This window comes from Thalassobacillus hwangdonensis, from assembly GCF_042675915.1.
Lineage (GTDB): Bacteria > Bacillota > Bacilli > Bacillales > Halobacillaceae > Thalassobacillus_A > Thalassobacillus_A hwangdonensis.
In genome coordinates, this window is sequence record NZ_JBHTKL010000005.1 from 872,223 (window position 1) to 892,473 (window position 20,251).

17 protein-coding genes are annotated in these 20,251 nt (G+C 47.1%); 14 read left to right on the forward strand and 3 right to left on the reverse strand.

All coding sequences use genetic code 11. From position 1 onward, the window contains the following. The first annotated feature begins 6 nt into the window (after positions 1 to 6). The 12 genes from ACFQ2J_RS13770 to ACFQ2J_RS13825 all read left to right on the forward strand — a co-directional run bounded on the left by ACFQ2J_RS13770 (position 7) and on the right by ACFQ2J_RS13825 (position 13,788). A complete protein-coding gene (locus ACFQ2J_RS13770) occupies positions 7 to 1,269 on the forward strand; it encodes a lipopolysaccharide biosynthesis protein (protein WP_386061517.1) in 1,263 nt (420 codons plus the stop codon). Positions 1,270 to 1,281: 12 nt separating this feature from the next. Then, positions 1,282 to 2,583 carry a hypothetical protein gene (locus ACFQ2J_RS13775; protein WP_386061520.1) on the forward strand — a complete coding sequence of 434 codons (1,302 nt, stop codon included), beginning with the start codon at positions 1,282 to 1,284 and terminating at the stop codon, positions 2,581 to 2,583. Between the two features lie 122 nt (positions 2,584 to 2,705). After that, the gene (locus ACFQ2J_RS13780; protein WP_386061523.1) at positions 2,706 to 3,347 is read left to right on the forward strand and encodes a sugar transferase; all 642 of its coding nucleotides are present in this window, start codon (positions 2,706 to 2,708) and stop codon (positions 3,345 to 3,347) included. Beyond that, entirely contained in the window at positions 3,344 to 4,159 is an 816-nt protein-coding gene (locus ACFQ2J_RS13785) for a GNAT family N-acetyltransferase (RefSeq protein WP_386061526.1), read from the forward strand. Before ACFQ2J_RS13780 ends, ACFQ2J_RS13785 begins: the two co-directional genes overlap by 4 nt. Beyond that, the gene (locus ACFQ2J_RS13790; protein ID WP_386061528.1) at positions 4,149 to 5,231 is read left to right on the forward strand and encodes a GNAT family N-acetyltransferase; all 1,083 of its coding nucleotides are present in this window, start codon (positions 4,149 to 4,151) and stop codon (positions 5,229 to 5,231) included. The genes ACFQ2J_RS13785 and ACFQ2J_RS13790 overlap by 11 nt, the downstream gene beginning before the upstream one ends. A 31-nt stretch (positions 5,232 to 5,262) precedes the next feature. After that, a complete protein-coding gene (locus ACFQ2J_RS13795; protein ID WP_386061531.1) occupies positions 5,263 to 6,435 on the forward strand; it encodes a DegT/DnrJ/EryC1/StrS family aminotransferase in 1,173 nt (390 codons plus the stop codon). A gap of 45 nt (positions 6,436 to 6,480) precedes the next feature. Next, a complete protein-coding gene (locus ACFQ2J_RS13800) occupies positions 6,481 to 8,301 on the forward strand; it encodes a polysaccharide biosynthesis protein (protein ID WP_386061533.1) in 1,821 nt (606 codons plus the stop codon). Between the two features lie 254 nt (positions 8,302 to 8,555). Beyond that, on the forward strand, positions 8,556 to 9,107 hold the full coding sequence (locus ACFQ2J_RS13805; RefSeq protein WP_386061535.1) for a transposase: 552 nt from the start codon (positions 8,556 to 8,558) through the stop codon (positions 9,105 to 9,107). A gap of 179 nt (positions 9,108 to 9,286) precedes the next feature. Next, the gene (locus ACFQ2J_RS13810) at positions 9,287 to 10,036 is read left to right on the forward strand and encodes a DeoR/GlpR family DNA-binding transcription regulator (protein WP_386061538.1); all 750 of its coding nucleotides are present in this window, start codon (positions 9,287 to 9,289) and stop codon (positions 10,034 to 10,036) included. 31 nt (positions 10,037 to 10,067) lie between these two features. Continuing rightward, the gene (locus ACFQ2J_RS13815; RefSeq protein ID WP_386061541.1) at positions 10,068 to 11,357 is read left to right on the forward strand and encodes a four-carbon acid sugar kinase family protein; all 1,290 of its coding nucleotides are present in this window, start codon (positions 10,068 to 10,070) and stop codon (positions 11,355 to 11,357) included. A gap of 15 nt (positions 11,358 to 11,372) precedes the next feature. Continuing rightward, positions 11,373 to 12,380, forward strand: coding sequence for a 4-hydroxythreonine-4-phosphate dehydrogenase PdxA (gene pdxA / locus ACFQ2J_RS13820; RefSeq protein WP_386061544.1), 1,008 nt, complete (start codon positions 11,373 to 11,375; stop codon positions 12,378 to 12,380). Positions 12,381 to 12,414: 34 nt separating this feature from the next. Beyond that, complete coding sequence (locus tag ACFQ2J_RS13825; protein ID WP_386061546.1) at positions 12,415 to 13,788, forward strand: GntP family permease; 1,374 nt, start codon at positions 12,415 to 12,417, stop codon at positions 13,786 to 13,788. Between the two features lie 64 nt (positions 13,789 to 13,852). Here ACFQ2J_RS13825 and ACFQ2J_RS13830 read toward each other — a convergent pair whose 3' ends face one another. Genes ACFQ2J_RS13830 through ACFQ2J_RS13840 form a run of 3 tightly spaced genes read right to left on the reverse strand, consistent with a single transcriptional unit; the run spans position 13,853 to position 17,638 of the window. Beyond that, positions 13,853 to 15,217 carry a PTS ascorbate transporter subunit IIC gene (locus ACFQ2J_RS13830; RefSeq protein WP_386061549.1) on the reverse strand — a complete coding sequence of 455 codons (1,365 nt, stop codon included), beginning with the start codon at positions 15,215 to 15,217 and terminating at the stop codon, positions 13,853 to 13,855. A gap of 22 nt (positions 15,218 to 15,239) precedes the next feature. Continuing rightward, positions 15,240 to 15,506, reverse strand: a complete 267-nt coding sequence (locus tag ACFQ2J_RS13835; RefSeq protein ID WP_386061551.1) for a PTS sugar transporter subunit IIB — start codon at positions 15,504 to 15,506, stop codon at positions 15,240 to 15,242. A 23-nt stretch (positions 15,507 to 15,529) separates the two neighbouring features. After that, entirely contained in the window at positions 15,530 to 17,638 is a 2,109-nt protein-coding gene (locus ACFQ2J_RS13840; protein ID WP_386061554.1) for a BglG family transcription antiterminator, read from the reverse strand. A gap of 303 nt (positions 17,639 to 17,941) precedes the next feature. Between ACFQ2J_RS13840 and ACFQ2J_RS13845 the strand changes: the two genes are divergently transcribed. Beyond that, positions 17,942 to 18,880 carry an LCP family glycopolymer transferase gene (locus tag ACFQ2J_RS13845; RefSeq protein ID WP_386061557.1) on the forward strand — a complete coding sequence of 313 codons (939 nt, stop codon included), beginning with the start codon at positions 17,942 to 17,944 and terminating at the stop codon, positions 18,878 to 18,880. A gap of 85 nt (positions 18,881 to 18,965) precedes the next feature. Further along, positions 18,966 to 20,240 (forward strand): DUF445 domain-containing protein, encoded by a 1,275-nt coding sequence (locus ACFQ2J_RS13850; RefSeq protein WP_386061560.1) that lies wholly within the window; start codon positions 18,966 to 18,968, stop codon positions 20,238 to 20,240. Positions 20,241 to 20,251: the final 11 nt, after the last annotated feature.

Below are 20,251 nucleotides of genomic sequence, written 5' to 3' on the forward strand. Positions count from 1 at the left end.
GATTGAATGGAAAAGGTGCTGAAGGCTGCTGCTCCGATATCGTTGAAGATGAATTCGGTGTGGAATGTTGCCGGCAGTCTCCTCTACACCCTCACGCAATGGGGGCTGCTCGTCGTACTGGCCAAGCTCGGGTCAGCGGAGATGGTGGGGATTTTCACCCTTGGCTTGGCACTGACTGCTCCGGTCATGATGTTGATGCGATTCAATCTCAGAGTTGCTGTTGCATCGGACAGCAGAGAAGATTTCAAGTTCCAGGAGTATTACACATCACGTGTCGTTACTACAGCAGTTTTTCTGGTTGTGATGACGGCGATCGCGTTTTTTTACTCAGAGAATAGTGTGATGTTCGGAGTAATCCTGTTGCTGAGTGTCGCGCGTGGCGTGGAATCGATTGGTGATATCCTCCATGGTTATCTTCAAAAAATTGGCCGGCTCGACCTTGTAGCGAAATCGGTGATGTTGAAAGGTGCAGGATCGCTTATCATTTTTACCGGCTTGATGGTAGTGTTCGAGGATTTGCTGCTTGCCACTGCTGGAATGATGATCAGTTGGCTGTTGGTGCTGTTCTTCTATGATTACAAGCTGACAGGACAGTACACGTCGTTCCGATTTTCGTTCGATCGTTCAACCCAGAAGTTGATATTCCGGTTGTCGTTCCCACTTGGAGTCGCGCTACTTGTCGATTCCCTCGTATCGAATGTACCACGATATATAATCGAGCATTCGTACGGAGTGGAAGCGCTGGGATTTTTCGCAGCCATCGTCTATATCATTCATGCAGGTGGGAACGTGATTTATGCAATCAGTAATGCTGTGATGCCGCAGTTGTCGAATGACTATCAGGAATTCAAGTTCCGGAATTTTTTAAAACTGCTGGGAAGTCTGCTGTTGATGATTGCTACAGGAGGGGCAGTGGCGTCCCTTTTAGTTGGGCAGTTTGGCGGGGAGATATTGACGGTTGTTTATTCTGCTGAATATGCCGGCTTGGAGCACTTGTTCCTGCTTTTGATGGTCGGTGGCGTCGTGAAATATATGGGGAAAATGGTTGAAACGGGACTGTTTGCAACACGTGAGTTCCACATCCAGCCGTATATTAATGTGGTGACGCTCGTATTGATTGGCGGTTTGTCCTTATGGCTGATTCCTCGTTATGGGCTTGTCGGAGCGGCTTATGCATTGATGATTGCCGAAGGTGTGCAGCTTGTGGTGCGCTGTGGATGGTTAGTTTTCTATTTGAAAAAACAAAATCGGAAGCTGCGGATTGTATAAGGAGGTGGTCGGTTGTTTGTCGTATGGGCGGTATTCCTTCTGGAGCTGTTTGTCTATTTTCTGTTCAAGTCAGTAGTGAGTGATGTAGAAATGTTGTCTTTTGTACTGATTGCTGTGAATCTGGTCGTTTTGCTGATGTACCTGAGCCGCTATGCGGTGGGCACCGTCTTCCTTTTAATCGGGGCATTATTCGCCAGAGTCGTTTTCATGCTTTGGGACATTTACGCGAGATCAATCTACGTGCTGCCGCATAGCGGATCGGATACCGAGGGCTTTCTTGCAACTGGGATGGGCGTGGCTGACGATCTTTCGGTATTGGGTGCTTCGATCTATGGCGGTCTTTATACGAAGGTGCTTGGGTTGTTGTTCTGGGTTGGGCCTGAGGATCGGTTGATGGGACAGTATTTGAATGTACTGATCGGCATGACGACAATCGTGATTGTGTTAAAGATTTTTGGGGAGTGGGATATAAAGGAAACGATTCAGCGGTGGTGTCTCGTCGGGATGGCATTTTTTCCGTCAGCGATCATCTTTTCCAGTATCCTGTTGCGGGAGGCGTTCATCAGCTTTCTTGTAGTACTGTCGTTCTATTTCTTCTTAAGGTGGTATCGGGAGGCGGGCCTCGTAGATATGGCAATCGCTGTGGGTGTGCTGCTAATCGGAACGTTCTTCCATTCCGGAGTGATTGGAGTGATTGTCGGGTACGCGTTCATGCTCGTGTTCTACAATCACGAGGAGGAGCGTCTGGAGTTCTCGGTAAAATCGGTCGTCCCGTTCGGGATGGTGGGGCTGGCGGGGTTATACATGACGGTCGTGCCGCTAGAGAGTATTCCATTCTTGAGCAAGTTTGCGTTTTACATGGATAATCCGAATGGCATATACGAAATGGCTTCAGGTAGTGAGGGAAGTGATGGTGGCGGCTCGCGATATTTGACTCAGCTGACTATCGATACACCTTGGGAAATCGTGGTGTTTGCTCCGTTGAAAATGTTTTACTTCCTGTCGTCGCCGCTTCCGTGGGGCTGGCGCGGGTTCAATGATATCGCATCGTTTTCCTATGATGGATTCATCTATTTGATTTTGCTAGTGGTTATTGTGGTCAAGTTCCGGGAGCGGATCGTAGGGGACCCACTGCTGATGGGGGCATTGATCATGGTGTTGAGTACGGTGTTCATCTTCGGAGTCGGTGTGGATAACGCCGGAACGTCGATGAGGCACAGGTATAAACTGGTTTATCTCCTGATGCTGCTCGCCGTGTTTGTACTGAACAAGAGCGACGATCAGGAAGAGAAAGAAACGGAAGCAATGCCATAATGTGTGGTGGTATTCGTTATTAAGAATTATTTTAGCGCATTAAAGCGGAGCGGGACAGTCCCTCATCGCTTTAACGCGATGAGGGACTGTCCCCGGTTGCGGTGATGCGGTGAAGGGAGGAAGTGTTTGTGTGGAAGCGGGTGTTTGATTTGTTAGCAGCAATCGTTCTACTTCTTCTATTATTGGTACCCATTGTATTAACCGCGTGCCTCGTGCGGATGAAGCTGGGTTCTCCGATTCTGTTCACGCAGACGCGGATTGGCTATAAGGAGCAGCCATTCAAGATCTACAAGTTTCGCACGATGACGGATAAGCGGGATGAGCAGGGAAATCTATTGCCTGATGAGATGCGCATTACAAAGACGGGGATGTGGATCAGGAAGCTGAGCCTCGATGAATTTCCCCAGCTCCTCAATATTTTCAAAGGGGATATGAGCCTGGTCGGACCGAGGCCGCTCCTCACAAGGTATCTGCCTTTTTACACCGAGGAGGAAAGCAAGCGACACCTTGTCCGCCCAGGCATCACAGGTCTCGCCCAGATAAAGGGGAGGAACTTCGTCGATTGGCAAAGCAGATTCGAACTGGATGTCGAGTACGTCAATAACCAATCTCTCTGGCTCGATTTGAAAATCCTTCTCATCACCCTCATCAAAGTCTTACGTAAAGATGGCGTCGAGGATGTCCCGTGTAAGACGATGCTCGATTTTGATGTGGAGCGTAAATTGAAAGGTGGATACATCCCGCGGAAGGAGGCGACAAAATGAACCTTCAAATTCTACCTTTGAAATTGAGAGACACCGATCTTGTCATGGAACTGAACCGTGCAGGTTTCAGTGACACGATTTATCCACTTACAATTTTCAGCTCCGAGAAATATGGAGATTATCTCGAAGCAACCCTGTCGATTCCGGAAAATTTGCGAAGAAAGAAAGTGTATGGCGCCTACTTCGAAGATCAGCTGCTCGGTTACAGCGAATGGACAATTGAGGAAGACGGTCTTCATCTCCAAAACATCTCGGTCCTTCCATCGTGCAGGGGGCTGAACATAGGAAAAAAACTGCTGATTCAGCATGGCTATCAATTGATGAAAATCCACCGTAAAACGAAAATCGTGCTGGATGTGTTTGAAGAGAATATCTCCGCTATCAAGTGGTACGAGAGCTGCGGGTTTGAGAAAGAGTCTTCAAACTACTGGTATGTAAGCGAACAGCCAAAGACGAAGCGACTCGATAATCCGACAGTGGAAAACTATCCTCAGGCAGAAGCTGTGCATTTGGCATACGGATTTTCTGAATTGAGCGTGCAGACCTTTAAAGGGAAGTATCAAGTCACACGATTGAATGAAAATTTGTACCGGATGACTGATTCCAATACGTATCAGAACCAGGACCTGCTTTATCTATTGAAGCGACTGGACCGGAAACGACAACTGCTTGTCATCTCTGAAAAACCGAATCGAAGTGAAGCGGAGCTGCAGGGAATCAGTTGTCGGATGAGTCTCCACCTTAAGAACATGCTGAAATATATGTATTTCAAATCAGACTTAGGAATGGGAGGAAAACTTCATGGGTTATAAGCTGTTTCATTCCAATCAGAAAGCCATGTGGCATCATTACCTGAATCAAATCGAACAGAAGGATATTTATTTCACACCGGAATACTGTGAAGTGCATGAGCGGAACGGAGAAGGAAAGGCGACACTCTTTATATATGAAGAAGCAGGGAAATTCGTCTACTATCCATTTTTGTTACGGAAAGTGAATGATCTCCCATTTTTCAAAAACCGAATGGGATTCGGAGGGGATATCTATGATCTGACCACGCCATATGGGTATGGCGGTCCGATCACGAATGCAGGAGTAGAGGACCAAACGCTGCTATTTTATAACTTTTCGAAAGTCTTCCGGGAATTTTGCCTGGAAAATCGGATTGTTACGGAATTCATCCGCTTCCATCCTGTCATAAGCAATCATGCGCTGGATCCAACTTTAGAGCCGCTTTATTTGCGCAATACGATTGCGGTTGACTTGACTTGTGAGGAGGAAACGATCTGGAGCAATTACGATAGTCCGAACCGGAACCGGATAAGGAAGGCCACCTCAAATGGATTGAGTGTGGTCCATAAGCCGTTGACGGACCGTTCGAACTTCATGCGGATCTATTATTCTACGATGAAAAAGAACAATGCCAGCAGCTATTATTATTTTTCCGGCAGTTATTTTCAAAACAAGGCCGATCTCCTCGGAGAGAATGCCGAGCTGCTCGAAGTGATGCATGAAGGCAGGGCGATTTTCTCGGGAATCTTCATGAGTTATGGAGATTTTGTCCATTACGATCTAGTCGGTTCAGATCAGAACTATTTGAAGCTTTGCCCGAACAATTTCGTCATCGATTATGCGGCGAAATGGGCGAAGGAGAACGGGAAAATGTATCTGCATTTAGGTGGCGGATACACAGGGGACGATCAGCTGTACCGCTTCAAAAAACGCTTCAACAAATATGGGGATCTTCCTTTTTACATCGGAAAGAGGATCCATGATGAAGCGCTGTATGAAGCAATTACGGAAGGTCTACCTAAAAATGACAGCTACTTCCCGCTCTACAGGCATCCAGACCTCGTGGAAAGGAAGAAGGAAACCGTCGGTTGAGTCGCGAGACATACAAGGAGGTGCATGAAACATGAGTCGAATACCAGAGCGGATCCATCTTGCTGCACCGCACATGACTGGAATGGAACAGTTTTTCATCAAGGAAGCATTTGATACGAACTGGATCGCCCCGCTTGGACCGAATGTTGACGGGTTTGAAAATGAAGTCGCTGAATATGTAGGTGTGAACCATGCGCTGGCACTAAACTCCGGAACAGCGGCAATCCACTTGGCATTACGTGTATTAGATGTAGGGCCGGGAGATGTCGTGTTCTGCCCATCGCTCACGTTCGTCGCGAGCGCGAACCCGATTCTTTATCAGGGCGCGGAGCCTGTCTTCATCGATTCCGAGCCGGAAACGTGGAACATGTCGCCGCTTGCATTGGAAACGGCACTGGAGGATGCGGTGATGGTGGGGAGGTTGCCGAAAGCGGTGATCGTCGTGAATCTTTATGGTCAAAGTGCAAAAATAGAGGAAATCATGGAACTTTGTGCACAGTACGGGGTTCCAGTGATTGAAGATGCTGCAGAATCACTTGGTTCGTCATATAAAGGAAGGCCGAGTGGTTCGTTTGGACACTTCGGGATTTTTTCCTTCAATGGTAATAAGATCATAACGACTTCCGGCGGTGGCATGCTCGTTTCTGATGATGCGGAGGCAATGGCCTATGCGAGACATTTGTCCACGCAGGCGAAAGATCCTGCCCCGTACTACCAGCATAGTGAGATGGGGTACAACTACCGGATGAGCAATATCGTCGCTGGAATCGGCCGGGCCCAGATGAAAGTGCTTGATAAACGGGTCAGGCAGAAACGGCGTATTTTCAAGCGGTACGAACATAGTTTGATGGATGTGCCGGAGCTTTTCTTCCAGCCTGAGGCGAAGGATAGCTTGCACAATCGCTGGCTGTCGACACTGCTGATTGATGAGACTTGCGGATTGAAACCACTCGATCTCGTCGATGCATTGGCGCTTGAAAATATTGAGGCGCGGCCCGTGTGGAAACCGCTTCACTTACAGCCGCTCTTCGAGGATTGCAATTATTACCCGCATACACAAGCGGAGAGCATATCCGCTTCGTTGTTCGAGCAGGGAGTATGTCTGCCTTCAGGTACCGCTATGACGGAAAAGGATCAGGATAGGGTCATCCATGCCGTTCGGGCGTATGTCGGTGGGGCTGTTGAAAAGAAGCAGGCGACATGATGAGGTGTCAGTTTGAATTCGTTATTAAGAATAGGAGGGTTACAAATGGGCATGCATAGCCGCGTCGTCTATTTCGGTATCGTCGATTCATTGATCGTGTTCTTTTCCGTCTATGTCAGCACCGTGGTCATGTTTCCCTCGTCGGATGTGTTTTCGCTGCAGCTGTTGATACTTTCTTCGACATTGATTGTGTGCCATCATGTTTTTGCTTCCTATAATAAACTGTATAAACGCGCATGGGAGTATGCCGGTGTCGAGGAAATGGTCGTCATTTTCAAATCGATTACCTTATCCGTGGTGCTCGCGACGGCGGTCCAGTTTTTCATAAGTGCAGATGTTTATCTTCGAGTGCTGGCTTCAGCCTGGATGATCCAGCTGTTGTTCATCAGTGCATCTCGATTTTCATGGCGGTGGTACAGGGATAAAAAAGTTGCCGGACGGAGTGTGAAGGAAGGGAAGAGGACGCTGATCATCGGAGCTGGTTCCGCTGGGACGATGGTGGCGAGGCAGATGAAAAATAAAAGCAACTGTGATCTGCTGCCTGTCGCTTTTATTGATGACGATCCACGGAAGCATCAGTTGCATATTCTGTCACTCCCGGTTGTCGGCGGGATGGATCTGCTGGCGGATACGATTGAGGACATGCAGATTGAAAAGCTGATTATCGCTATTCCTTCTTTGAGTAAAAAGGAGTTGAGTATGATTAAGGAAAAATGTCTCCAAACGGGCGTGGAGACGCAGTCCGTGCCGATGTATGAAGACCTGGTTATGGGGAAGTTGACCGTGACGGATATGAAAGAGGTGAAAATCGACGATCTGCTTGGGAGACATCCGGTTGACCTTGAGACTGCCGCGATGGAAGGATTTATTTCTGGTAGGACAGTCCTCGTTACCGGGGCAGGTGGATCGATCGGATCGGAAATCTGCCGGCAGCTGTCACAGTTCAGTCCTTCGCGGGTGGTGCTGCTTGGTCACGGAGAAAACAGCATCTATGCCATCGAGATGGAGTTGAAGGAGAGCTTCGGGGATCATGTGGAGTATGTGACGGAGATTGCGGATATCAAGGACCGAGAGCGGATGTTCGATATCATGCACAAGTATGAACCGGAAGTTGTCATCCACGCGGCTGCCCATAAGCACGTACCTTTGATGGAAAAAAATCCGGATGAGGCGATTCGGAATAACGTTTGGGGAACAAAAAATGTTGCCGAAGCAGCGGATGCATGGGGTGTCGCTACGTTTGTGATGATTTCGTCTGATAAGGCAGTGAACCCGACGAGTGTGATGGGATCGACAAAGCGTGTGGCGGAAATGATCGTGAAAGACCTTGATAAACAGAGTGCGACGAGATTTGTGGCGGTACGATTCGGTAATGTTCTTGGGAGTCGTGGTAGTGTGATTCCACGGTTTGTGGATCAGATCAAGCGCGGCGGTCCGGTTACGGTGACAGATCCGGAGATGACTCGGTATTTCATGACGATACCTGAAGCATCGAAGCTCGTGCTGCAGGCAGCGTCGCTTGCGCAGGGGGGAGAAATCTTCGTGCTCGATATGGGTGAGCCGGTGAAAATTGTGGATTTGGCGAGGAACTTGATTGAGCTATCAGGCTTTCGCGAGGATGAAATCGGTATAACGTTTACCGGGGTGCGGCCAGGAGAGAAGTTGTATGAAGAGTTGTTGAATGTAGATGAGATTCAGGAGGAACAGGTTCATCCGCGTATCCATGTCGGAGTTTCGCCGGAAGTGGATGTAGCGGAAGTGATGGACAGGGTCGAGGCCGCTCTGTTGCAAGACGCAGCCACCATCCGCACCACCCTGCTCGAAATCGCCAACAGGGGACAGACCCTCACCCCGGCAGCACTTTAAAGCAAGTGCGCTTTAAAGCATGTGGGGACAGTCCCTCACTGAGGTGCTGCGGTGTCGCTTTACCTTGCTGAGGGACTGTCCCCTTCGAAAATCGTAAATTGGAAGTAGAGATGTTTCAGGTTCCATTTGTTTGGCTTGATCAAGCTTCTGGTTATGTAGATTGATAGGTTAGGAAATTACGTTTTTTATATTTCGCCTTGGTTATTGCTTCTTTGTATAGTGTGAGATGACCACTATACAAAGGAGTGTTTTTTATGCCAAGAAAGCGACGAATCTGGTACCCGGGTTGCACGTATCACATTACTGCAAGGGGGAACAGGAAGGACACGATTTTCTTTGATGACAAGGATTACCGGCAGTATTTGCATTTGTTAGCTGAGTCGAAAATCTATTACCCTCATCAAATCCACGCGTATTGCCTTATGCGCAACCACGTTCACCTTCTGCTTGAAACGATTGAACATCCTCCAGGTGACATCATCAAGTTTGTTCATTTCCGTTACGCCATCTATTTCAATAAAAGGTATGACTTCATCGGACACCTCTTCCAGGATCGCTTTCATTCTCAGGTTATAAAATCACTCAAATATATGAGAGATACAAGCAAGTATATCCATCTGAATCCGGTCGAAGCAAAGTTAGTGAAAGAGCCACAGGATTTCAAGTGGAGCAGTTACCGTGATTATTTAAGTGACCAAGACTCATCACTAGTCAGCAAATATCGGATCCTCGAAATGTTCGAATACTCCCCAGAAAAATATCACTCCTACATGAAAGAACCTCACCCATTAACTTCACCGCGTTAAATTACGTGGGGACAGTCCCTCAGCGCATTAAAGCGGTGAGGGACTGTCCCCATTTATGCATTTTTTATGCGGAAAATATAACACAAATGAACATTTTATGTTCGTTTGTGTTGACTTATGTCGATTTCAGTTTTAGAATGGAACACAATCGAACATATAAATACAAAGGATGAATGACGATGCTGCAAGCAGAACGACGAAGCAATATCATCCAGCACTTACATGAAGAAGGAACCATCCTTATCGAAGCGCTTGCTTCGAAATACAATGTTTCTCCGATGACGATCAGGCGTGACTTAGCTGCCTTAGAAAAAGAAGGCAAGCTCGTCCGATCTCATGGTGGAGCGGTTTTACCTGAAAGCATGGAACAGGAAGTACCGTATCAAACGAAGCTCTCCAGCTACAAGCAGGAGAAGGAAGCGATCGCTAAAAAAGCGGTGGAACGCATCCCGCAAAATGGCAGAGTGCTTCTGGACTCCGGCACAACGAACCTCGAAATCGCGAAGCTGTTGAAATCCCGCAGCGACCTGACCATCATCACCAATGATGCGAAGATTTCGATGGAACTGCTCCATTCTGAGTCACAGGTCATTTCCACCGGCGGCGAGCTGCAAAAAGATGTTGGCGCTTTCATCGGCCCACTCGTCCAGGAACTGCTCCGGAACATCCGCGTCGATGTCGTTTTTCTAGGTGCGAATGCCATCGATCTTCATGATGGGATCACCACACCTTCAATGGAGAAAGCCTACATCAAGAAATTGATGCTCGATAGCGCAAGGTCGAAATGGATCGTTGCGGATCATAGCAAATTCAACAAGCGCTCCTTCGCTCATGTCTGCAATTTTTCTGAAGTGAACGGCATCATCACCGATGACCAGATTAATGCAGAAACTCGCAGACAGCTGGAGCAGGAAACCAACATTTATTGACTAGACATCACAGCAGAAAGAGGTGCACACCATGGACGTAGTCGTTGTATGTGATGATTTGACCGGCGCGAATGCTACCGGCGTCAAATTATCGAAAAAAGGCTTCAAGACCGCAACGGTCATTCACGGCCTTCCCGTTCCGGAAACCGGCTACGATGCATTCTGTCTCGACACCGACAGCCGTTATGTAACTGAAAGTCAGGCGCGCAGCCGGGTCACGAGTGCATTGGAAGACAGTGAAAAGAATGGGAGAGCCAGCATATACAGTAAGCGCGTCGACAGTACTCTCCGAGGCAATATCGGATCAGAAATCGAAGCGATGCTCGACTTTTTAGGTGAAGATGCAATTGCAGTCGTCGTTTCTTCTTTTCCTGAATCAGGACGCACGACGATCGGGGGCTACCTACTCGTAGAAGACATCCCGCTCCAGGAAACGGATGTTGCTAAGGACCCGGTAAGCCCGCTGACGACTTCGAAAGTCGAAGAAATTGTTGCGAAACAAACCAAACTTCCGATTACAACAATCGGCTTATCAACAGTGCTCGACGGCAAGGAAAAACTCCGAAACGCACTGGAAGAAGCGGCAAGTTCCAATCGAATCATCTGTATCGATGCCGTCACTGATGAACATATCGATCTGATCGCAGAAGTGGTGAAGGACACCCCGCAGCCGGTGCTATCTGTCGATCCCGGTCCATTCACGGCTGCTTATGCAAGCAAAAAAATGAACCAGGCGAAAAAAGACAACAAGTACCTGGTCACCATCGGCAGTGTCACATCACAGACTGGCCTTCAACTGGACTATTTCATCCAGAAATCGAACATCACGCCGATTTACGCTAAGCCTGAGCGACTGGCAACGTTCACGGACAAGTGGCAGGAGGAAGTCGATAGAGTGGTAAGTGAGGCGGAAGGGTCCATCGCCAAAAGCAACATCATCCTGATCACGACCTACCACCCTGGGCAGGAGCGGCTCGACCTCTCCAGCATCGCCGAACAAGAAGGTACAACAGAAGAAGGTTTGGCGAAGCGGATTACCGATGGGCTGGCCTCAATCAGTCGCCGCGTGATGGAAGGGCATAAAGATGATTTCAAAGGCTGCTACCTCAGTGGTGGCGACGTTACTGCTTCCGTCTGCTCGATCACCAGGGCACACGGCATCGAACTTGAAGATGAAGTAATTCCGCTTGCTGCGTTTGGAAAATTCATCGGCGGTTACCTCGATGGCATGAAGGTCGTGACCAAAGGTGGCATGATCGGTGATAAGAAAGCACTGCAAACATGTATCAATTATTTAATTTCAACTACTACAAATTCATAGAAAAGGATGATCATCATGAGTAAAAATCAATCTGTCATTGCTATCCCTATCGGAGACCCGGCTGGAATTGGTCCGGAAATCGTTATCAAATCCCTGAAAGAAAGCGAAATCTATGACATTTGTAAACCGATCGTCATCGGTGACAAAGATGTCCTTGAAGCAATTATGAAATCCATCGACACGCACCTGCATATCAACGTCGTATCTGGTCCAGCTGAAGCAAAATACGAAGCTGGCACGTTGGATCTGATCAATCTCGACAACGTCGACATCAATGAGTATGAAATGGGTGTCGTTTCCGGAATGTGTGGACAGGCTTCCTATGAATATATCAAAAAGGCGCACGAACTCGTTGAAGCAGGCGAAGCGGATTCGATCTGTACACCACCAATCAACAAAGAATCCCTGCAGGCGAGCGATGTTCCTTACATCGATCACACTGCAATGCTATCCGCATTCACGGATTCCCACGATCCGATGACGATGTTTGAAGTAAAAGGATTGCGTATTTTCTTCCTTACACGTCACGTGTCATTGAAAGATTCGATCCCGATGATGACAAAAGAGCGCGTTGAGGATTACCTTGTCCGCTGTAAAGAGGCATTGGAGCTGCTCGGTATTGAAGAGCCGAAGCTTGCGCTGGCTGGCTTGAACCCGCACTCCGGTGAAGGTGGACTTTTCGGAACGGAAGAGATGGATGAATTGACTCCAGGTATGGAAGCTGCGCGTGCAAAAGGTGTAACGGTCAATGGTCCAGTACCTGCTGACTCTGTATTCCACCAGGCAGCGAATGGAAAATATGATGCCGTCCTATCGCTTTACCACGATCAAGGGCACATCGCAGCGAAAATGTATGACTTCGAGCGTACCGTTTCCGTAACGAACGGACTACCGTACTTGCGTACATCCGTCGACCACGGAACCGCGTTCGACATTGCAGGAAAAGGCATTGCAAGTTCTGTCAGCATGGTCGAAGCGATCAAGGCTGCAGCAAAATATACACCGTTTTTCCAACAAAAATAAATAGATAACATTTTCACAAAGGGGAGGAAACAACATGGAAGCACCAGGTGGTCAAATTATTTTAGGCTTGGTCATTGGTATTGCACTTCTTGTATTCTTAGTCATGAAAACGAAGATCCATGCGTTCATCGCATTGATCGCATCTGCATCTGTCATCGGTCTGGTAGCGGGGATGACCCCGCCTACCGTGGCTGATGCGATTACATCAGGATTTGGAGGCACACTCGGATCGATCGGTATTGTCATCGGTTTTGGTGTCATGCTTGGACGAGTCATGGAAGTAGCTGGCGCGTCTGAACGTCTAGCGTATTCCTTCGTACGGATGTTAGGGAAGAAAAGGGAAGACTGGGCGATGGCCTTGACAGGTTACGTCGTATCGATTCCTATTTTCGTAGACTCTGCATTCGTTATTTTAACGCCATTAGTGAAAGCGATTTCTCGAAAAACGAAACGCTCAGTCGTAACCCTTGGTGTTGCGCTGGCAATCGGTCTTGTTGTCACACACTCACTTGTACCACCGACTCCAGGTCCTTTAGGAGTAGCTGGAATCTTCGGTGTCAGCGTCGGTGTCATGATCCTATGGGGTCTGATCTTCTCCGTACCGTTGATTATCGTCGGTGTATTGTATGCGAAATGGATTGGTAAGAAAATTCATCAGATTCCTGATGAAGATGGCCTTGGCTGGATCCGTCCAGATCAGCCTGCAGAAACATATGAAGAATTCATTCAGCAGCAGGAAAATAAAAACCTGCCATCTTTGTTCCTATCGATGGCTCCGATCCTGATTCCAATCTTGTTGATTTTTGCAAACACGGTAGTAACTGCACAAGAGTTGACTGGCGGATTCTACGGATACTTGAAGTTCCTAGGTAACCCGGTCATTGCAGTCGGAATCGGTCTTGTATTTGCGATTTACACGCTTACGACTCGTATGAGCCGTGAGGAATCGTTGGATCGTATGGAAGAAGGAATCAAAGCAGCTGGTATCATCCTGCTTGTAACTGGTGCAGGTGGTGCACTAGGTAATGTCCTTCGTGAAAGTGGTTCAGGGGACTATGTAGCTGAGCAAATCGTCAACTTGTCAGTGCCATTGGTGCTGTTACCATTCTTCGTATCGAGCTTCGTGCGTTTGGTACAAGGTAGTGGTACGGTTGCAATGATTACAGCTGCATCCATCACTGCGCCTATTCTTGCTAGTGTTGATGGTGTCTACATGCCGCTTGCAGCAATCGGTGCGACAACTGGTTCTCTATTATTCTCTTATTTCAATGATAGTTTCTACTGGGTTGTAAACCGTATGCTAGGTATCCGCAACACGAAAGAACAAATCATGGTATGGTCGATCCCGACAACGCTTGCATGGTTAACCGCACTCATCATGCTCGTCGTCGTCTCACTATTTGTATAAACGATGCATAAACGGGGACAGTCCCCCACCGCTTTAAAGCGGTGAGGGACTGTCCCTTTTTTCGTTATGCTGCGTCTTCTTGTTTGTTTGTGTTTGCTTTTGTTTTCCATCCTAGTAGGAAGAGTCCGGCCAGGATAGCGAAGATGACACCTACAGCTACTACGCTGGAATCGATCAAGTTCATGATGTTACCTAGTACGATTCCGACCATTCCGAAGTCTGCATCTCCGAATGTCGTTCCTTCAAACCCGAGCGATCCGAGTACCGGAAGCAATAGCGCTGGTAGGAAGCTGATCATCACACCGTTTGCCGCCGATCCAAAGATAGCACCGCGGCGTCCGCCGGTTGCATTACCGAATACTCCTGCTGCTGCTCCTGTAAAGAAGTGAGGCACCAGTCCTGGAACGATAACTTTCAAACCGAACAACGGAAGGAAGAACATACTTGCAAGTCCAGCGATGAAACTTGTAAGGAATCCGATGATTACTGCGTTTCCTGCGAATGGGAAGATTGCCGGGCAATCTAGTGCAGGCTTGGCGTTCGGAACCACTTTGTCCGCGAATCCTTTGAATGCTGGGACAATTTCACCTAGTAGCATACGTACACCGGCAAGGATGATGTAAACCCCTGCAGCGAATACAAGACCCTGCATGAACGCGAAGACCAGGAAGTTCTGTCCGTCGCTCAATTCTGATTCGATGAATCCAGGACCTGCAAATCCAGCTACGATGAAGAACAGGATGACCATCGTCAATGAAACCGACACCGATGTATCACGCAGGAATCCGAGTGATTTCGGTACTTTGATTTCTTCTGTAGACTTGGATCCTTTTCCGACTAATTTTCCAACTCCTGCGGAAACAAGATAGCCGATGGAGCCGAAGTGTCCGACTGCGAAGTCATCAGAGCCTGTGACTTTTCTAGTGAATGGCTGCAGCATTGCTGGAGAAAGCACCATCAAGGATCCTAGAATGATAGAACCGATAATGACCATGGACGTTCCTTCGATGCCTCCAGTTGTCAAAATGACGGCAATCATACAAGCCATGAACATCGTATGGTGTCCAGTCAGGAAGATGTACTTGAATGGCGTGAAGCGCGCCAGGATGATATTGACAACCATACCGAACAACATGATCATTGCTGTTTCTGTTCCGAAGCTTGCCTGGGCCAATGCCACAATTGCTTCGTTATTAGGAATTACTCCGTCAACTGCAAATGCTTCGTTGAACATGCTGCTGAACTGTCCGAGTGATTGGACAAGTACCGTTGCACCTGCGTTCAGGATGACGAATCCCATTACCGTTTTCAGTGTTCCTGAAATGACGTCTGCAATATTCCGGCGCTGGGCGATCAGGCCGATCAGCGCAAACAGACCAACCAGAATCGCCGGAGTACCGAGAATATCTTTCATAATTAAATCGATCATGAGTTTTCCTCCTTATGTGATCTTAGATGTTGTTTTCAAGAGCTGTGCGGAGTTCATTTTTGTCCATAAGGTTTTTCAATTTAACAACGTTCTTGCTGCCATCGTCAAGGCTGCCCACGATATCTTCAGATCCTAGGAAAAGATCTGCCTGTTCTGTTTTTGCAGTTGTAAGGTCGGTGTGGGAAACTTCAGCGTCTTTCCCCATATCTTTAAGGATCGCTTTTACATTCATCTCCACGATCATGCTGCTTCCAAGTCCATTTCCACATACTACTAATACTTTTTTCATTTTAAATTCCTCCTAAGTGGTTGTTATGCATTCACATGCTGGTTGATTAATTCGATGACTTCTTCACTTTCGTTCGCTTCAATCAGTCGGTCGATATTCTCCTCATTGGAGAGCACATCGGTCAATTGTGCGAGTGCTTTCAGGTGCGTTTCGTTGTCAATCGCTGCAAGCACGATGATCAGCTGTGCGCGATGCTTTTCTTTTTCGGAAAAATGCACTTCTTCCTTCACTCTCAAAAAGCTCATTCCCAGGCGTTCGACACCTGCTTCAGGTCGTGCGTGGGGAATCGCGATCTTAGGTGCGATGACGATGTAAGGTCCAAGTTCTTTGACATTATTGATCATCGCCTCGACATACTTCGGTTGGATTGATTGCTGTTCTAATAGCGGGGCAGATGCTTCGCGGATCGCTTCTTCCCAATCCCCCACACTATCTTTGAAACGGATGGTTTCGTGTGTCAGTAATTCATTGAGCATCGGTTTCCTTAACTCCTTTACTTGAGAAGAATTCTGCTCCAGGATGGACGTCAATTCTTGCTTCAAATTATTGTGATCGTGAACAGTTGCGTATTTTTCAATGGTGCGGAGTGCCAGGTCTACTTTAGTCAGACCGGATTCTCCTTTGAAGAGCTCATTCATTCGCGTCATCACAAGCTCTTTATCGTCGTTTGTCAAAATTGCCGGGACGTGGATGACCGGAATGTCCTTCGGTTTGATGTAATTCGTTGAAAAAATCACATCCGTCGGTTGATCGAATTGATAGTATTCTCGCATCGACAAAGTAGCGACGATTTCCATTCCGACAATCATGTTCTCCAGCTGTGTTTTCAACATATTCGATGTGCCAATTCCGTTTTCACAGACGATGATGGCGCGGAATTTCGTTTCGACTTGTTTTTCTTCTTTTGTAAGCCATCCTCCGAAGTGGAGGGTGATGTAGGCGATTTCTTCATCGGATATGGGCTGCCCAACGAAGTATTCCAGGTGATAGATGACCTTTTTGGTTAAATGAAAGACATCTTGATAGTTTTTGAGAATCTGCTCAGTAAGCTGATTTGCAATTTTCACGCCATATTTCAACCTGTAGTAGGCCGGTTTGATATGGGTGATCAAGTTTCGTTCGAGCCCTTCCTGGTCTTGGAAAATGACGCAGGCATACGACTGGAAATCCTTGATCATCCGCTGGACTACTTGCTCCAGGCCAGCCAGCTCGTTCCTTTTATGCTGGGAAAAATCATCATGCTGCACCTTGGAACCAAGCAGGTACATGGCCAGGAAGCATGTTTCACTATCCGGCAGCGTCAGATTCCATATTTCTTCTATTTTCTCTGTAATTGCTTTTGCAGCTTCATACGCCCTCGTTTGTTGCAGGACGATTTTTTCTTCCTCGTCCACCGTGATCGATTGGTTGTTGTTGGTGCGTTTGATCACGATAAGAATCTGAATTGTCAACATCTCGATCATTTCATCGGTGAGCGTTAACCCAAGTTCTTTCTCCGCTTGGAAAAGCAAAGTTTTGACTAATTGCTGCTGTTCCATTTTTTCTGCTGGGAATGCCTTCTCTGATTGAATCAGTTTATAGATGTCATTCCTGACCGTGGACCATTTGGAATCTGCAAATACGTTAGCAAGGGTATCCGCGAGCAATTGTCTTTTGTCTTCTTCCGTTGCATCGATATGGTAGCCGGACCCCTTATGATAGGTGATCGGGAACCCTCGATTCTTGAAATCTTCCTTTACATGATTCAAGTCTTTTGCAACGGTGCCTCTACTCATCTGGGTAGCCTGCATGAAGGATTCCATGGAGGCTCCTTGTTCGTCCGTTAGAAGAATGACAGTAATCAGTAGTCTTCTTTCTTCAGTGGAATAATGATAGTACCAGCTGTCGGTTGTTAGTTGATGCTCCGACTCCAGCACATTTTTTACACTTTCGTTTAGGAAAAAACCTTTCCCATGCTGGTTTTGTATCGTTTCCAGGCTTTTCGATGAAAGCCAGTTGTTGATCTGTTGCATATCGTAATAGATTGTGCGTTGAGATACATTCATTTGTCGAACCAACTCGTCAGTCGGAACGGGATTCTGTGAATCTTTTATGATGGATAACAAATGTGCGCGCCGGTTATCCAGTACCATGGTTGGTAACCCCCTTGGTAGAATCATCCTTTTGCAAAAGTATACGTTAATGGGAGGTGATGTTCACCTTATGACTGAATTATAACACCATAATTGCAAGTTTGTAAGGGTTTTCAATGTTGAAGATTTGTAGAATTTAATATTGCAAAACTATACTCATGGTAGAAGGAGTCCATCAACGCTTTAAAGCGGTGGGGGACCGTCCCCACTTGCGTTAATGTGATAAAAGGTATTTCCAAAGTAGGTCGATTTATTTATAATAGAGTAATAGTGTTTAAATTTGTAAAATGATGAGGTGGCAACATGGCTACTAGAAGAGAAATGAAACAGACTAAAAAGAAACGCAAGGGCTGGAAGATTGTCCTGATCGTATTGGCACTGTTACTTATCGGGGGAGGCGCGTACGCGTTTTCCATTTATAATAATGTGAAACAGACCGTCGACAAAAAGCTCCACGCACCGATTTCATCCATCGACACGGCTCTTACAGAGAAAAAGGTTAAAGCAAAGGAGCCGCTCAACATCCTTCTGCTTGGAGTAGATGAACGTTCCTATGATAAAGGCCGTTCGGATACGATGATCGTGATGACACTCGATCCGAAGCAGGATCGTATGCAGATGGTCAGCATTCCGCGTGACACACGTACAACGATTGTCGGAAAAGGTTTTGAAGATAAAATCAACCATTCCTATGCATTCGGCGGCAGTGAGATGGCAGTCGACACGGTTGAGAATTTCCTTGATATCGAGCTGGATTATTATGTGCGAATGAATATGGAAGGTCTCGAGCAGCTCGTTGATGCTGTAGGAGGAGTGACCGTAAACAATGGACGTGCTTTCGATCAAGGGAGTTACCATTTTGAAAAAGGACAGCAGGAACTAAACGGAAGAGAAGCGCTTGCCTATGTTCGGATGCGTAAGCAGGACCCTCAAGGCGATGCTGGACGTAACGAACGTCAGCGTCAGGTCATCCAAGGCATCCTTGAAAAAGGCGCAAGCTTCAACGGCGTCGGAAAAATCAACGACATTCTTGATGTGCTCGGCAACAATATGAGTACGAACATGAAGTTTGAAGATATGCGCAAGCTTGCTACCGATTATCGCGGCACGAGAAAGAGCATGGAAACGTATCAGATGACAGGCAGCGGTCAGTTCATCGGTGACATCTGGTATTTGATCGTCCCGGATTCGGAAGTGCAGAAAACGCAGAACATGATCAAAGAATACAGCTCAGCTGAGTAAGCAGAACCTGAAGGAGGCACGAGCTTCCTGCAGGTTTTTTTATTTCATTCAAGAGGGAATAATGGAAGAGAGATGAGGTGATATCATGCAGAAAAACAATAAACATAAAGCCACAATTGTACTCGGATGCGCAACTCTAGGATACCTTGTTGCCTATCCGTTCCATCAGAATACTGTCGGTGGTGCACTTACAAGCATGTTCAGTGCTGCGATGATCGGCGGAGTTGCCGACTGGTTTGCTGTAACCGGATTATTCAGGCAACCGCTCGGAATCAAATGGCCGAATTGGCTGCGTACACAAGTCATTCCGAAAAACCGCGAACGTCTGATGCAGACAATAACTGAAATGGTGGAAGAGGACCTGCTTACGAAAGCGAACATCCGTGAACACCTGGAGAGATACGAGGTGGATGCGGTACTGGTCGATTATTTGCAAAACCATGGTGGTAAAGAAGATATCCAGGCGATCATCCAGCAAATCCTGCAGGACATCATCATGAAACTAGAGCCGGAAGAAATCGGCGAACTGATCGAAACACTGATCAAAGAAAATGGAGAGCATATCAACATTTCCCCTCTGCTTGCCAATGCATTGGATTGGTCGATTAAAAATGGTTATGACCTCAGCATACTTACGTTTATCTTAAATGAACTGAAACGTCTGATCAGCCATGAGAACATGCATGCACTGATTGTCGATTCGGTGGAAAATGTGATTGATTCCTATGAAAGTGGAATGAAGCGAAGGAAGATGGCGAATTCCATCATCGGTAATTTGAGCGGGTTGGACACATCTGAGATTGCTGACAGAATCCAGGATGCAATCGTCAACTTTTTGGAGGCTATGAAGCACCCTTCTCATCCAGTACATAGTCGTTTGATGCATTACGTTCATGATTTGCCCGGCCAATTACGATCAGATGAGAAGCTTCAGCAAAAAGTGGAGCATTTCAAGAATGAAGCGCTTCAACGGATGAATATCAGCAGCCCGATAGCGCACTGGATCCAATCGTTCCAACAGACGACTGCCGTCACAATGGCAGAAGGCAACGTGCAGGAGTGGCAAAAGCAATTGGACAGTCAAATCAATCAATTCATTGACCGTTTTGAAAAAGACCGTAAACAACGTAAAGCGCTCGATAATCGTGTGAAAAAGGTCATTTATCAGCTGGTGGATACGTATCAGCCTCGCATCGGGAAGCTCGTTCGAATGAATCTTGGCGCTTACAACGATGATGATCTTGTAAGATTCATTGAAGAAAAAGCCGGGAATGACCTGCAGATGATCCGGATCAATGGCTCAGTTATTGGTGGGCTCGCTGGACTGGTCATTTATCTGACAACGTTCTGGTGGGTGTAGGAGGTGGAGAG

Coding starts and splice junctions, on each gene's coding strand:
- ACFQ2J_RS13770 (WP_386061517.1), top strand. CDS start 7: ATGGAAAAGGTGCTGAAGGCTGCTGCTCCGATATCGTTGAAGATGAAT.
- ACFQ2J_RS13785 (WP_386061526.1), top strand. CDS start 3,344: ATGAACCTTCAAATTCTACCTTTGAAATTGAGAGACACCGATCTTGTC.
- ACFQ2J_RS13790 (WP_386061528.1), top strand. CDS start 4,149: ATGGGTTATAAGCTGTTTCATTCCAATCAGAAAGCCATGTGGCATCAT.
- ACFQ2J_RS13795 (WP_386061531.1), top strand. CDS start 5,263: ATGAGTCGAATACCAGAGCGGATCCATCTTGCTGCACCGCACATGACT.
- ACFQ2J_RS13800 (WP_386061533.1), top strand. CDS start 6,481: ATGGGCATGCATAGCCGCGTCGTCTATTTCGGTATCGTCGATTCATTG.
- ACFQ2J_RS13805 (WP_386061535.1), top strand. CDS start 8,556: ATGCCAAGAAAGCGACGAATCTGGTACCCGGGTTGCACGTATCACATT.
- ACFQ2J_RS13810 (WP_386061538.1), top strand. CDS start 9,287: ATGCTGCAAGCAGAACGACGAAGCAATATCATCCAGCACTTACATGAA.
- ACFQ2J_RS13815 (WP_386061541.1), top strand. CDS start 10,068: ATGGACGTAGTCGTTGTATGTGATGATTTGACCGGCGCGAATGCTACC.
- pdxA (WP_386061544.1), top strand. CDS start 11,373: ATGAGTAAAAATCAATCTGTCATTGCTATCCCTATCGGAGACCCGGCT.
- ACFQ2J_RS13825 (WP_386061546.1), top strand. CDS start 12,415: ATGGAAGCACCAGGTGGTCAAATTATTTTAGGCTTGGTCATTGGTATT.
- ACFQ2J_RS13830 (WP_386061549.1), bottom strand. CDS start 15,217: ATGATCGATTTAATTATGAAAGATATTCTCGGTACTCCGGCGATTCTG.
- ACFQ2J_RS13835 (WP_386061551.1), bottom strand. CDS start 15,506: ATGAAAAAAGTATTAGTAGTATGTGGAAATGGACTTGGAAGCAGCATG.
- ACFQ2J_RS13840 (WP_386061554.1), bottom strand. CDS start 17,638: ATGGTACTGGATAACCGGCGCGCACATTTGTTATCCATCATAAAAGAT.
- ACFQ2J_RS13845 (WP_386061557.1), top strand. CDS start 17,942: ATGGCTACTAGAAGAGAAATGAAACAGACTAAAAAGAAACGCAAGGGC.
- ACFQ2J_RS13850 (WP_386061560.1), top strand. CDS start 18,966: ATGCAGAAAAACAATAAACATAAAGCCACAATTGTACTCGGATGCGCA.